Below are 14,518 nucleotides of genomic sequence, written 5' to 3'. Positions count from 1 at the left end.
ACGTGCACAAACGAACCAGTTGACAAGCCGAGCCCAGAAAGGAGCAAATGCCGAAAGCTGACAAATTGCCCACCTGAGATCTCATCGTGACAATCCGCCGCGGCGTTACCACACAGATATACGAGAGAGGATCACAAATGCGGCAAAACAGGACTATCGTCCTGCATATAATGGCTAAAAGTCATCCACCAAACAAACTGGCGGGTCAGATACCCGAAATCCGCAGCTCGATGCCCGAGCTAAAGATGCCCGGACTAAAGAGAATAAGACCTCACACGCCCTGGCGCGGAAGATCTACCAGACCGAGCGGCAGGCGTGAATCCTCGACCATTGCACCAAGTATTCGCGCAAACCCGAAGGCGAGGTCGCGCGCCTGCTTCGGTGGAGCAATGCAATCCAAATAGCCTACCGCGCGAGTGTTTCCCCCCCGAGTCGGGAGCGCGAAATACAGTTCCGGCATTTCGGCGAGTTCGAATCCGACAGGTAGCCCGCCCATCACGGCCCGGAATCGCGGATGAGTGTCCATCGGCGTCTGCGCGAACACCAGTGTCCTGAACAGCGGCCCGTAATCGAGCGAACGACGCGCATCCAGTGCAGCCGCCACCGAGGACAACCGGATATCCGCGTGAATCAACGCGTCGACAACAGCGTCGTCGGTCCGCTCGATCAACCGGGTCAAACTCTCCGCCGTATCGATGCTCGAACGAAGTACCACGTGATGGGCGTACATCGAGGCGAAAGTGTCCGGGCGCGGCGCACCATACCCTCGTACTGGAATCCCGATCGAGACTTCCGACGACGAACTGCGTCGACGCAGCAAACCAGCGACGGCCGCGTGGTACAGCACAAACATGCTGGTGCACATCGATGCTGCCAGCGATTCGAGTCCTCGATACAGCTGCGGGGAAATGACGATCTGTGCCGACGAGCGCTCTCCGGTAGGGGCCGGAGTCAACCCCAAGGAAGGCGCGGGAGTCGAGAGCGTCTCACGCCAATACGACAAGTTACGGGCCTGCAACCCGATTGGATCTTGTGCCGTGTCGGCTCGCGGATCGACATCTGCCACATGGATTTCTGCGTCACCGGAACCGATCATTGCGAGAAATTCGCAAAAACTGCGGTGGTGCCCGGTGAGTGATTCCTCGGAGTACAGATCAGGATGGGCGGCAAAATCGACCTGAATCCCGCTCGTTTCGGAGAGCGCGGACAGCGTGACCTCCAGATCGTCCACCGGACCGCCGGACGCAACATGCAGCACACCCAGCGCGTCACCAAGAGTGATTCCAGATGGAAACAGATTCAGCGTCAGAATCGGTGCGTGAAGCAGTTGCTGGTCACGGTATCGCCGGTGGCGAAGCGCACCCACCAGTTCGACTTTGACTGCCCGCACCAATTCGCCAACTCTGCAATGCGGATCGATCATCACGCGCAGCGGGACGATATTCGACGCATCAACACCGGTCACCCGAGCCGTCGACGACGTCGGCGCCGGCATCGGGATTCGCAGAACAACGTCGCCGGAGCCCGTCATACGTCCGAAGTACAAGGCAAACGATGCGATGAGCACAGTGGACAGGCTCACGCTCTCGGCTTCTGCGATGTCCTCCAGAGAGGCAATGACATGTCGCGGAACAGTTCCGGATCGGACGCCGGGCAACGCAACTGCGATCGCGGTTTCAGCAGCCAGCGACGTCCGGACCGGCGCGCCCGCAAGCGTTGCGTCCCAGTACTTCTGATCCTGGCTCCAACGCTTCGACACCCGGTAGGCGACCTCGGTATCGACCATCGGGCGAGCTGATTCTGCCGGATCAGGAGTCGAATTCGCTACGAGAGCGGTGTAGATCTCGGCCGCTCGAATCATCATCGATCGCGCACCGGCGACATCAAGTGCGATGCGATGCGCTCGGGCATACCAATACCAGTGCTCGTCAGCGAGAACGAGAACGGCCCACTGTGCCAGGTGTTCAGTGGACGGGTCCATCGGACTAGCCGATTCGCCCTGCATCCAGTTCCGGGCCGCGGAGCCCGGATCCGCCTCGGCTCGCAGGTCGACTATTTCGAACGAATTCGAGCCCCGCTGATCGACGTGACGCAGGACGGCATTCTGTGTCTGCAGCAGCGATTGGCATCCGAATTCACGGCTTGCCAGTGAACTAGCCGCATTCAGGGCCTCGAGGTCCACTCTTCCTACTGCGTCGACGTAGTGGCTGACAGTAAGTGGCACGTCGGGTCGAGACTGCTGCGCATCAAGGAGTTCCTGCTGTTGCGGCGAAAGCACGCTGAGTTGACCCTGACGAGGCGACCGGCGATCACGCGAGGTTCCGAATGCTTGTCGCCTATCGGAGTTGCCTTTCACGCGGATCTCCCTTTGGGATGTTCGGTACGAAAGCGGCAAAATGCCTACGCTGGTAAACATCGCGCGAACGCATAACTCCGTTACCGGACACAACGCCGAACGCCGGCACCTTGATCAGGTACCGGCGTTCGGCGGAGAAAAGTATCAGTAACTCAGACGGTGAAGCCCAACGCGCGAAGCTGTTCGCGTCCGTCTTCGGTGATCTTGTCCGGGCCCCACGGCGGCAGCCACACCCAGTTGATCTTCATGTCGGTACACAGGTCGCTGCGAACCAACGCGCCGCGTGCCTGATCCTCGATCACATCGGTCAGCGGGCAGGCCGCCGACGTCAGCGTCATGTCGATCGTGACAACGCCGTCGTCCTCGAAGATCCCGTACACAAGACCGAGGTCGACGACATTGATTCCCAGTTCGGGGTCGACGACGTCGCGCATGGCTTCTTCGAGCTCGTCGAGCCGCTCCGGTGAGGGCAGCGTTCCGGAACCCTGCGCGCCACCGAATTCCGCAGTGGAATCAGGATTCGGGTTCACCGGAGCGGTGGCCTCGGACTCCTGTGTTGCTTGTGTCTCGGTCATGATCCCTGTCCTCTAGTCGTGTCGACCAAATCATTGCTGCCGTCCACAATCTGGACAACTGCATCCTTGAACGCCATCCATCCGAGCAACGCGCACTTCACACGTGCCGGGTACTTCGAAACTCCCACAAAGGCAATCCCGTCACCGAGAACGTCTTCGTCGCCCTCGATCTTGCCGCGACTGCTCACCATCTCGTTGAAAGCAGCCACGGTCTCGAGTGCATCCGTGACCTTCATACCGATGACAAGGTCGTTGAGCACCGACGTCGACGCCTGGCTGATCGAACAACCCTGGCCGTCGTACGACACGTCAGCGACAGTGCCGTCGTCCGCGATGTGCACGCGCAGTGTTACCTCGTCGCCGCACGTCGGATTGACGTGATGAACCTCGGCGCCGAACGGCTCACGCAATCCACGGCCATGCGGATGTTTGTAGTGATCGAGGATCACTTCCTGATACATCTGCTCCATACGCATGACTCAGTTCAACTCCCCTGCGACACCGAAAAATTCCTGAGCCCGTTTGATCGCTGCAACGAGCACGTCGATTTCCTCAGCGGTGTTGTAGAGAGCAAACGACGCTCGGGCCGTAGCCGCAACCCCGAGACGGCGGTGCAGTGGCCAGGCGCAGTGGTGGCCGACGCGGATGGCTACACCCTCGTCGTCGAGAACCTGACCGAGATCGTGAGCATGGATGCCGTCGACGACAAACGAGATTGCACCACCGCGGTTTTCGCCGGTCTGCGGACCCACGATGCGGAGGCCGTCGATTGCCGAGAGCTTCTCGAGTGCCGCTTCGATCAGCGCATGCTCATGCGCGGCAACGGCGTCCATCCCGAACTCGTTCAGGTAACGCACCGCAGCACCGAGACCGACCACCTGCGAGACCATCTGCGTGCCTGCCTCGAACCGCTGTGGCGCCGGCGCGTACGTGCTGGCCTCCATCGTGACGGTTTCGATCATCGACCCACCCGTGATGAACGGAGGCATCGCGGCAAGCAATGCTGCCTTGCCGTACAGGACGCCGATGCCGGTGGGGCCGAGCATCTTATGGCCTGAGAAGGCTGCGTAGTCGACATCGAGCGCATGGAAGTCCACTGCCATGTGCGGAACCGACTGGCACGCATCGAGAACCACAAGAGCGCCCACCGAACGTGCCCGACGAACCAATTCCTCGACGGGAGCGATCGCGCCCGTCACGTTGGACTGATGCGTGAAAGCAACAACCTTGACGGCGTCCGTCAGCTCGAGCGAATCGAGGTCGATCCGGCCGTCGTCCGTGACGCCGTACCACTTCAACGTCGCGCCGGTGCGCCGCGCAAGTTCCTGCCACGGAACAAGATTGGCGTGATGCTCGAGTTCGGTGATGACAATCTCGTCGCCGGGACCGACGTGCCGATCGAACCGGTTGTCACCGAGAACGTACGTCACCAGGTTCAGGGCTTCGGTGGCGTTCTTGGTGAAAACGAGTTCGTCGGAATCCGCCCCGACAAACTCGGCGATCAGAGCTCGTGCGTCCTCGTAGGCGTCGGTGGCCTCTTCCGCCAGCTGGTGAGCACCTCGGTGAACCGCCGCGTTGCACGTGGTGAGAAATTCCCGCTCGGCGTCGAGTACCTGGAGGGGCCGTTGCGACGTGGCACCGGAATCCAAGTACACCAAGGGTTTTCCATCGCGCACCGTACGTCCCAGGATCGGGAAATCCTTCCGAATCCTGGTGACGTCGAGCTCGCGCACCGAGGTGGTCATCGCTCTTATGCTCCCTGGGTTGCTGAAGCGTCCGCGGTGAAACGAACGTAACCGTTGGTCTCGAGCTCGTCCGCCAATTCCGGTCCGCCGGACTCGACGATGCGGCCGCCGACGAAGACGTGCACAAAATCGGGAGCGATGTAGCGCAGGATGCGCGTGTAGTGCGTGATCAGCAGAACGCCGCCGTTTTCGCGCTCCTTGTAGCGGTTGACGCCCTCGGAGACGGTACGCAGCGCGTCGACGTCGAGACCGGAGTCGGTCTCGTCGAGGATCGCGATCTTCGGCTTGAGCATGCCCAGCTGAAGGATCTCGTGGCGCTTCTTCTCGCCGCCGGAGAAACCTTCGTTGACGGAACGCTCGATGAACGCAGGATCGATCTCGAGCTCGTTGAGTGCTTCCTTGACTTCCTTGACCCAGTGGCGAAGCTTGGGAGCCTCGCCGCGCACTGCGGTAGCGGCGGTGCGCAGGAAGTTGGACATGGAAACGCCGGGAACCTCGACGGGGTACTGCATCGCCAGGAACAGCCCGGCGCGAGCGCGCTCGTCGACGCTCATCTCGAGGACGTTTTCACCGTTGAGGGTGATTGAACCTGAGGTGACCTGGTACTTGGGGTGACCCGCGATGGCGTACGACAGCGTCGACTTGCCCGAGCCGTTGGGGCCCATGATCGCGTGGGTTTCGCCGGAGCGGACCGTCAGGTCGACGCCCTTGAGGATCTGGATGGGCTCAGCGTTGGCGTCGCTGTTGGCAACCTCGACGTGCAGGTCGCGAACCTCGAGGACCGAGTTGGTGTTTTCCGTGGTGTTGTTGTCACTGGTAGACATGAAATTCCTTCAAGATGAGAAGTAGCTGGGCGGTCAGGAGCCGACAGCTGCGAGTTCGGCTTCGACCGCAGCTTCAAGGCGATCGCGCACCTCGGGAACAGCGATCTTGTTGATGATTTCGTGGAAGAACCCACGTACGACCAGACGACGCGCCTGATCCTCCGGGATACCGCGAGCACGAAGGTAGAACAACTGCTCGTCGTCGAAACGTCCCGTTGCGCTGGCGTGTCCGGCTCCGACGATCTCGCCGGTCTCGATCTCGAGGTTCGGCACCGAGTCGGCGCGGGCACCATCGGTGAGGACCAGGTTGCGGTTGAGTTCGAAGGTGTCGGTTCCTTCGGCTGCTGCACGAATCAGGACGTCGCCGATCCACACGGTGTGCGCATCGGGCTTGCTCGAATTCGGATCGCCCTGCAGTGCGCCCTTGTAGACCACGTTGGACTTGCAGTTGGGCTGGCTGTGATCCACGAGCAGACGCTGTTCCAGGTGCTGTCCGTCGTCAGCGAAGTACACGCCGAGCAGTTCGGCGTCGCCGCCCGGTCCGTCGTACTTCACCGTTGCCGAGAGACGAACGAGGTCGCCGCCCAGGCTGATCGACGTGTGGCGAAGGACCGCGTCGCGGTTCAGACGAGCGTGATGCGACGTGACGTGCACGGCGTCCTCGGCCCAATCCTGAACTGCGACGACGGTCAGGTGCGCACTGTCGCCGAGAACGAATTCGACGTTCTCCGCGAAGGTTCCGCTGCCGCGCTGATCGAGAACGACAGTTGCCTTGGCGAACTGTGCCAGACGAATCTGGGTGTGGCCGTAGGCAACTGTGTCGCTGCCTGCACCTGTCATCGTGACGACGACGGGCTTCTCGACCTCGACCTCGGCACCAACCGAAATGACGGTAGCGGACTCGAAGCTCGAGTATGCCTGCGCTGCAATACGATCGGCGGGAACGCCGGCCTTGCCGAGGCGCTCGTCGTCGCGACCGACGGTCTCGACGGTGACATCGCCACCGGCTTCGACGTCGACGGTGATCTGAGCAGTGGCAACAGCGCTGCCGTCATGCAATCCGCGAAGACGACGCAGCGGGGTGAACCGCCAGATCTCGTCACGTCCGCCGGGAACCTCGAATGCATTGACGTCGAACGAGGAGAACTGCTCGCCCTTGTTCGTGATGGGTGAGCCGGTGGCTGCACCCTTTACCGGAGCCGTCGGGTTCTCCCCGGCTACGGCTCCGATGACACCCGTGGTGGTGTTTCCAACTGCACTGTCTGGCGTGGTCACTAACCCACAGCCCCTTCCATCTGAAGTTCGATAAGGCGGTTGAGCTCGAGCGCGTACTCCATCGGGAGTTCCTTCGCGATGGGCTCGACGAATCCACGCACGATGGTGGCCATGGCCTCGTCCTCGGTCAGTCCGCGGCTCATCAGGTAGAACAGCTGATCGTCGCTGACCTTGGAGACGGTGGCCTCGTGGCCCATCGTGACGTCGTCCTCGCGGATGTCGACGTACGGGTAGGTGTCGCTGCGGCTGATCTGATCAACGAGCAGAGCGTCACACTTGACGGTGGACTTGGAACCGTGGGCACCCTTGTTGACCTGCACCAGACCGCGGTACGACGCGCGTCCACCGCCACGGGCGACGGACTTGCTGATGATGGTGGACGACGTGTGCGGAGCCAGGTGGAGCATCTTGGCGCCGGTGTCCTGGTGCTGTCCCTCGCCCGAGAATGCGACGGAGAGAACCTCACCGCGGGCGTACTCGCCCATCAGCCATACGGCCGGGTACTTCATGGTGACCTTGGAACCGATGTTGCCGTCGATCCACTCCATGGATCCGCCCGCTTCGACCTTGGTGCGCTTGGTGACAAGGTTGTAGACGTTGTTGGACCAGTTCTGGATGGTCGTGTAGCGGCAGTGGCCGCCCTTCTTCACGATGATCTCGACAACTGCCGAGTGCAGTGAATCGGACTTGTAGATCGGCGCGGTGCAACCTTCGACGTAGTGCACGGAGGCATCCTCGTCGACGATGATCAGGGTGCGCTCGAACTGACCCATGTTCTCGGTGTTGATGCGGAAGTACGCCTGCAGCGGGATGTCCACGTGGACTCCCGGCGGAACGTAGATGAACGAGCCACCGGACCACACAGCGGTGTTCAGTGCCGAGAACTTGTTGTCGCCGGCCGGGATGACCGATCCGAAGTACTCCTTGAACAGCTCCGGGTGCTGCTTGAGACCGGTGTCGGTGTCGAGGAAGATGACGCCCTGCTGCTCGAGATCCTCACGGATCGAGTGGTAGACGACCTCGGACTCGTACTGAGCTGCAACACCGGCAACGAGACGCTGCTTCTCCGCCTCGGGGATGCCGAGCTTGTCGTACGTGTTCTTGATGTCCTCGGGCAGGTCTTCCCACGACTCGGCCTGCTTCTCGCTCGAGCGCACGAAGTACTTGATGTTGTCGAAGTGGATACCTTCGAGGTCGCTGCCCCAGTTCGGCATCGGCTTCTTGTCGAAGGTACGCAGAGCCTTGAGGCGGATGTCGAGCATCCACTCCGGCTCGCTCTTCTTCGCCGAAATATCCCGCACGACAGCCTCGGAGAGTCCGCGCTGGGCGCTGGCTCCGGCTACGTCGGAATCGGACCAGCCGTAGCCGTAGTGACCGAGGGACGCGATGGCCTCTTCCTGCGAGAGCGGCTCGGTGCCTGCAGCTGCAGTGGTAGTCGCCTGGTCTGATGTGACGGTCATGCGAGCTCCTTCCGGAGTCTTGTTTCTTGACGGCTGCTCCGCCGCGACGAGGGCTGAATTCGACGCGAGGAGCAATTCTGACTGTGAAGAACTATCGAAAATCTTTGGGAACTAACGGATCAGGAGGTTTCATCTACTCCCGTTCGATACGAGGGGAACGTGTGTGGTGCACGCGCAGTCACCGTTCGCGATGGTGGCCAAACGCTGGACGTGTGTGCCGAGCAATTGACGGAACGCTTCCTGTTCCGCGTCACACAGTTCCGGAAACTCCTCTGCCACATGGGAAACCGGGCAGTGGTGTTGGCAGATCTGAACGCCGTTACCCACTGGTCTGGTGGACGCGGCAAATCCGGCGGCGCTGAAAGCGTCGGCGATGGCGTCTGCCGTCTCCGCCACGCCGCCGAGGTCGGTGGGATCTGCCGGTTCGACATCTCCCACAATTGCCTGGACTCGACGCTTGGCGAACTCCTCGATAGCCGCGTCGCCACCGATTTCGCGGAGTTGGCGCATTGCCGCCCCGGCAAGATCGTCGTACGCGTGACCGAGACGGCCACGTCCAGTGGCAGTGATCTGAAATTGTTTGGCCGGACGCCCACGTCCACGCTGACGGAGCGACGACGCGGATGCCGCGCGGGCTTCACCGGACTCGATCAACGCGTCCAGGTGACGCCTGACACCGGCGGCACTCAAACCGAGTCGCGTGCCGATTTCGGAGGCCGTGATGGGTCCCTCTTCGAGGAGAAGTTTGACCACCGCTGCCCGAGTCTGGCCTTCACCACCCACCGCTACCGGCATTACGACAGGACTCTGCGAGGCAGCTGCAGTGGACTGACCTGCATCTTCCTTGCATTGAGTACGAGCCGCATTTCTTTTCACAACACAAGTGTGACGGAATTCCTTTCGCAGGTCTACTAAGGGCAACCTGCATTACATTCGGGAATAGTCGGACTGCCCGCATTGTTCACAGTTGTCCGAGCCCATCTCACGAGCCGCTAGGCTTCCTGAGTGCCGAAGACCCCCATGCAGAAGACGACCGCGCGCTCGACCCGCGCGATCCTGCTGGACAAGCCGAAACATCTTGTCCTCTCCACCCTCGGTGTCCGGCCGTTCGGATCCAAGCCCCGACAATCCGTGACGGCGACGCTTCACGGCGACGAGGACGAGCGTCCCGGCCTGAACGCGAAAGAGACCGCTCAGCTTCGCGGGATCAGGCGTTTCGGTGCGACAGGCACCGTATTGATGGCAGTCGGCGCACTCGGCGCCGGCGCCCAGCCCGTTCTTCAGAATCCGACGGCGGGCTTGCGGGTGCTGAGCCTGCCCGGACGGATGCCGACCGTCTCCCTGACGATGACGATGACCGGAACTGTTCTGGTTGTCCTCGCCTGGCTGATGCTGGGCCGATTTGCAGTCGGGGATCTTCGCAGCCGCGCCGGCGCGCCACGGCGCATGAACCGATCACAACTGGACCGCACGCTGTTGCTGTGGATTCTGCCGCTGACCGTTGCGCCGCCGATGTTCAGTCGCGACGTGTATTCGTACCTGGCGCAAAGTGAAATTGCGGCGCGCGGCCTCGATCCCTATCTCATCGGCCCCAAAGCCGCGCTCGGCGTCGATCACGTACTCACCCGGACCGTTCCGACGATCTGGCGCGACACGCCCGCTCCGTACGGGCCGTTCTTCCTGTGGCTGGGACGTGGCATCAGCTCTCTGACCGGCGACAACATCGTGGCCGGAATCTTCCTGCATCGCCTCCTCGTCCTCGTCGGTGTTGCCTTGATCGTGTGGGCACTACCCCGGTTGGCCAAGCGGTGCGGTGTCTCTGCGGTCAGCTCCCTGTGGCTCGGCGCCGCCAATCCCCTGCTGCTGTTCCATCTGGTTGCCGGAATTCACAACGAAGCCCTGATGCTCGGCCTCATGCTCGCCGGAATCGAGGTGGCGCTACGCGCTGTCGAAGGTGCGGGCCCGATCCGTGGGCGCTCGCTCGCCCTGCTGATTGCCGGTTCCGGCCTGATCGCCTTGTCGGCGACCGTCAAGATTCCGTCTTTGCTTGCACTCGGATTTGTCGGAATGGCTTTGGCCCGCAGGTGGGGAAGCACCTGGAAGTCGTTCTTCTCGGCGGCGCTACTCCTCGCCGGCGTGACCGTTGTCGTGATCGGCTTCATCAGCGTCGCCAGCGGTCTGGGAATGGGATGGGTCAACACACTCAATACCGCGACAGTCGTGCGAAGCTGGATGTCGATACCCACAATCTTGGGCGTCGGCACCGGACTGGTCGGCGTGCTCCTCGGACTCGGCGACCACACAACCGCGATTCTCACCATCACCCGTCCGATCGCATATCTGGTCGCGGTCCTGATCACAGCCAGAATGATGGTCTCGGTCTACATGGGACGCATCCATCCCGTCGGCGGACTCGGCATCGCCCTCGGCGCGATCGTTCTCCTCTTCCCGGTTGTCCAACCGTGGTATCTGCTCTGGGCGATACTCCCCCTGGCTGCTTGGGCGACAGCTCCAATCTTCCGGGTACCTGCCGTCGTGTTCACGTCGATCGTGAGCGTCATGCTCATGTCGAACGGCGCCGAGTACCTGCCGTTCATGATCGTCCAAGCTGTCGTCGCGACGATCATCACCGCCTTCGCGCTGATCTACCTGACCCGGAATTCGCTGCCCTGGCGTAGCGAGAAACCAGTAGCGGAAATCACGAAAACCAGACCAGTGGACGAAGGCAACTCTGCCGGGGCTTACGCTGATTCTCCGTGACCTCGAGTGCAACAAGATCGTCGACGCCTGCCGTGCGGATAGAAGGCGTCGTCAAATCGTTTGACGGTGTTCGTGCCGTCGACGGTATCGATCTCACCGTTGAAACCGCGCAGGTCGTTGCGCTTCTCGGCCCCAATGGTGCTGGTAAGACCACTACAGTCGAGATGTGCGAAGGTTTTGTCACCCCTGATTCCGGGACTGTCCGAGTGCTCGGGTTGGACCCGATCGCCGATTCCGGCGAGGTTCGTTCGCGGATCGGCGTCATGCTCCAGGGCGGCGGCGCGTACCCCGGTTCCAAAGCCGGCGAAATGCTCGACCTCGTTGCCTCGTACTCCGCTGATCCGCTCGATCCCACCTGGCTTTTGTCCAAGCTGGGATTGACCGAAGCTCGCCGAACACCGTATCGACGCCTGTCCGGTGGCCAGCAACAACGCCTGTCGTTGGCGTGTGCACTGGTGAGCCGACCGGAACTGGTTTTCCTCGACGAACCCACCGCAGGCCTCGACGCCCAGGCCCGCTTGCTCGTCTGGGAGTTGATCGATGCATTGCGCCGCGACGGTGTCAGCATTCTCCTGACCACGCACCTCATGGACGAGGCGGAAGCGCTTGCTGACGAATTGGTCATCATCGACCACGGCCGCATCGTCGCGTCTGGCACTCCCGCCGAAGTCACCAGCAAGGGAGCCGAAGGGCAGTTGCGACTGACCACGGTGTCCGGACTGAGTGTCGATTCGCTGGCCATGTCCCTCGCCGGCGCTTTCCGAGTGAGCGAATCCAATCCGGGGACATACTTGATCGAAGGCTCGATCGAACCGGCGACGGTGGCGACGGTGGCATCGTGGTGCGCCGAACAAAATGTCCTGATCAATGATATTCGCGTCGATCAACGTAGTTTGGAAGACGTCTTCCTCGAATTGACGGGTCGTGATCTGCGAGGATGACGGGAAACAAGGTCGTGAACAGAGCCGTGTCGAATAGCCAGAACAATGCTTCGGCGAACAGCGCCCGGGACCGACGGTTGGCAGACAATCGCTTCGAACCCGGTACGTTCGCCCCCGATCCTCGCCCCAACTCTGCGGCGAAGATGTTGGCGGCCCAGACCAAGCTCGAATTGACGTTGTTGCTGCGCAACGGCGAGCAGTTGTTGCTCACGATGCTGATTCCCATCACCCTCTTGATCGGACTCTCACTTCTCCCTCTGGGCGATTTGGGCGAGTCCAGGGTCAGCAAAGTTTTGCCCGGCGTCATGATGGTCGCCGTGATGTCGACCGGTTTCACCGGGCAAGCCATCGCCGTGGGCTTCGACCGGCGATACGGCGCCCTCAAACGTCTCGGCGCCACACCACTTCCGCGGTGGGGAATCATCGCAGGCAAGAGCGCCGCCGTCATCATCGTCGTGGCACTGCAATCGGTCCTCCTCGGTCTGATCTCCCTGGCGTTGGGATGGCGCCCCACGCTGGCAGAACTCGCGATCGGCGCGGTGGTCATCGCCCTGGGTACCGTCACCTTCACCGCGCTCGGACTACTTCTCGGCGGCACATTGCGCGCGGAAATCGTTCTGGCACTTGCCAATGTCCTGTGGTTCGTCATGGCCGGCATCGGCAGCGTGGGACTGATCAGCGAAGACATCCCCGACGCGTTGCACACCTTGGTACGCCTCGTTCCGTCCGGCGCCTTGGCCCACGCACTCGACGCTGCCCTCGCGTCCTCGATGGACTGGTTCTCGATCCTCGTGCTGCTCATCTGGGCCGCGGTCGGCGGAGCCTGCGCCGCACGGTGGTTCAAATTCACGTGAGCATCACGCGGAAGGCACTCCGAGTAGTCGGCGCAACCAGTGCGCTGATGCTCCTGGCTGCCGTACCGTCGACCGCGGCATTGCCGACAGCGGGCCCGTTGGCACCCGCCAATCCCTACCTCGGTCCGGTCGGTACCGCAACGATGCACGGCGATGCGGGTTCGTCCGACGTCACTCCCCTCCCAGGTCCTGGCATCGAATCTCACGAGGTCACTGCGTTTCCCCTGATGTCAGCGTGCCCCACGATCCTTCAAGGTTCCGACGGCCTGATCGTCTCGCTCTGCACCACGATGCTCGGTCAGATCCCGACAATCCACCTCATCGACCCCAAGACTGACGCGTCACCGTTCGGCCGGTCCGTCGCACAACTGCCTCTGGCGAAGGGCAGCCTGCTCGGCGGTGTGTACGCATATCTCGACCACGAGAACCGTCTCGTTGCCGTCGACGGCAACCGTCAACTAGTTCGCATCGCGCATGCTCAGAACCCCGACGGAACCTGGCGGCTGGAACTCTCCGACGCCATAGACCTCTCCGGCGTCGTCGCAGCCGACGACAATGTCACCGGACTGGCACCTGACTGGACTGGCAACGTCTGGTTCGCGACAGGGCACGGCACCGTCGGCGTTGTCGGCACCGATCGGATCGCTCACACGATCGCCCTCCCCGAAGGCGAACAAGTTCAGAACAGTATTTCCACCTCGCCCACGGGAACAGCAGTCGCGACCACACACGCGCTGTATCAACTGAGCCGCAAGGGTGACGATATTGCCATCGACTGGCGTCAGCCTTACGACCGCGGCCCCGCGAGGAACCCCGGCCAGTTGAGTTGGGGCACGGGGTCCACGCCCACCTACTTCGGACCGTCGACGGGCAGTGATTTTGTCACGATCGTCGACAACGCCCACCCAACCGTCAGCGTTCGGGTCTATCGGTCCGATACCGGCGCCGAGGTGTGCTCCCAACCAGTTCTCGCCGCGGCCGGCAAGGATGGCTCACCGAGTGGTAGTGAGAACTCCCCCATTGCGATCGGCCACTCCATCTACGTAGCCGGCACCTACGGCTATCCGTATCCGGCCACACCGGAAGGCGCCGGACCGGCGGTTCCCGCCACCGCACCCTTCAATGGTGGAATGACACGCGTCGACATCGATCCAGTTGGCTGTCATGTTGTGTGGGACAACACGATTCGAAGCGCCGCAGTCCCGCATCTCTCCACGGCCGACGGCAACATCTACACAGTGACACGCGACGGCGCAGCCGACACAACGCCACTCGACGGTTACTCTTTTGCGGTCATCGACTCGAAGGACGGAACCCAGATCGGGTCCACCACGATGCCCGCCACCGTGGTGCACGACACCCTGCAGATGTCGGCTCTCATCACCGCGTCGGGTGAATATTTCCAGGGAACGATATCCGGGATTGTGCGCGTTCGCGCGTACTGACTCAGGACTACCAAGACAATCGAATTGGCTGTCGCCAGGGAGGTGGCGGCTAGTGTGTTGACTTACGACGAGAATTCGATCCAGGTCGCGAGTCCTCAATTCGGCGGCAATCCGACGCACGCCGCAAACCTCTCGAGTCGCAATGGATGTCTCGATCTTCACGACGCAATCCGTAGCACTCACACGAGATGCCAACTACACACACCGATGTAACAGTCCGCCCATTCGTCGATGCCGTGTTTTGGGCACACATTCAATGTCATGTTCGACAAGACAGGACTTT

Annotated in this window: 12 protein-coding genes; 4 read left to right on the top strand and 8 right to left on the bottom strand. The window is 61.7% G+C overall.

Annotated elements, in window-relative coordinates:
- Positions 1–271 precede the first annotated feature (271 nt).
- From FFI94_RS14860 to FFI94_RS14825, 8 genes are all read right to left on the bottom strand, one after another.
- Positions 272–2,356, bottom strand: coding sequence for a condensation domain-containing protein (locus tag FFI94_RS14860; RefSeq protein WP_185993210.1), 2,085 nt, complete (start codon positions 2,354–2,356; stop codon positions 272–274).
- A 152-nt stretch (positions 2,357–2,508) separates the two neighbouring features.
- The gene (locus FFI94_RS14855) at positions 2,509–2,931 is read right to left on the bottom strand and encodes a metal-sulfur cluster assembly factor (RefSeq protein WP_033232097.1); all 423 of its coding nucleotides are present in this window, start codon (positions 2,929–2,931) and stop codon (positions 2,509–2,511) included.
- Positions 2,928–3,407 carry a Fe-S cluster assembly sulfur transfer protein SufU gene (sufU, locus tag FFI94_RS14850; RefSeq protein ID WP_138868537.1) on the bottom strand — a complete coding sequence of 160 codons (480 nt, stop codon included), beginning with the start codon at positions 3,405–3,407 and terminating at the stop codon, positions 2,928–2,930. The genes FFI94_RS14855 and sufU overlap by 4 nt, the downstream gene beginning before the upstream one ends.
- 3 nt (positions 3,408–3,410) lie before the next feature.
- Positions 3,411–4,676, bottom strand: a complete 1,266-nt coding sequence (locus tag FFI94_RS14845) for a cysteine desulfurase (protein ID WP_138868536.1) — start codon at positions 4,674–4,676, stop codon at positions 3,411–3,413.
- 5 nt (positions 4,677–4,681) lie between these two features.
- A complete protein-coding gene (gene sufC / locus FFI94_RS14840) occupies positions 4,682–5,500 on the bottom strand; it encodes a Fe-S cluster assembly ATPase SufC (protein ID WP_138868535.1) in 819 nt (272 codons plus the stop codon).
- Between the two features lie 33 nt (positions 5,501–5,533).
- Complete coding sequence (gene sufD, locus FFI94_RS14835) at positions 5,534–6,775, bottom strand: Fe-S cluster assembly protein SufD (RefSeq protein ID WP_138868534.1); 1,242 nt, start codon at positions 6,773–6,775, stop codon at positions 5,534–5,536.
- Positions 6,775–8,235: a Fe-S cluster assembly protein SufB gene (gene sufB, locus FFI94_RS14830; protein ID WP_138868533.1), complete on the bottom strand. Its 1,461-nt coding sequence runs from the start codon at positions 8,233–8,235 to the stop codon at positions 6,775–6,777. Before sufB ends, sufD begins: the two co-directional genes overlap by 1 nt.
- A gap of 129 nt (positions 8,236–8,364) precedes the next feature.
- Positions 8,365–9,030, bottom strand: a complete 666-nt coding sequence (locus FFI94_RS14825; protein ID WP_138873195.1) for a metalloregulator ArsR/SmtB family transcription factor — start codon at positions 9,028–9,030, stop codon at positions 8,365–8,367.
- Between the two features lie 210 nt (positions 9,031–9,240).
- Here FFI94_RS14825 and mptB point away from each other — a divergent pair, with 210 nt between their 5' ends.
- The 4 genes from mptB to FFI94_RS14805 are packed head-to-tail and all read left to right on the top strand — an operon-like array spanning position 9,241 to position 14,235.
- Positions 9,241–10,995 carry a polyprenol phosphomannose-dependent alpha 1,6 mannosyltransferase MptB gene (mptB, locus tag FFI94_RS14820; RefSeq protein WP_138868532.1) on the top strand — a complete coding sequence of 585 codons (1,755 nt, stop codon included), beginning with the start codon at positions 9,241–9,243 and terminating at the stop codon, positions 10,993–10,995.
- The gene (locus FFI94_RS14815; protein WP_138868531.1) at positions 10,992–11,936 is read left to right on the top strand and encodes an ABC transporter ATP-binding protein; all 945 of its coding nucleotides are present in this window, start codon (positions 10,992–10,994) and stop codon (positions 11,934–11,936) included. The genes mptB and FFI94_RS14815 overlap by 4 nt, the downstream gene beginning before the upstream one ends.
- Complete coding sequence (locus FFI94_RS14810; protein WP_138868530.1) at positions 11,933–12,790, top strand: ABC transporter permease; 858 nt, start codon at positions 11,933–11,935, stop codon at positions 12,788–12,790. The genes FFI94_RS14815 and FFI94_RS14810 overlap by 4 nt, the downstream gene beginning before the upstream one ends.
- 47 nt (positions 12,791–12,837) lie before the next feature.
- Positions 12,838–14,235 (top strand): hypothetical protein, encoded by a 1,398-nt coding sequence (locus FFI94_RS14805; protein WP_260684487.1) that lies wholly within the window; start codon positions 12,838–12,840, stop codon positions 14,233–14,235.
- Positions 14,236–14,518: the final 283 nt, after the last annotated feature.

The organism is Rhodococcus sp. KBS0724, assembly GCF_005938745.2.
GTDB lineage: Bacteria > Actinomycetota > Actinomycetes > Mycobacteriales > Mycobacteriaceae > Rhodococcus_F.
Note: the sequence above shows the minus strand (reverse complement) of the source record. Positions and strands in the feature narration are given on the sequence as shown.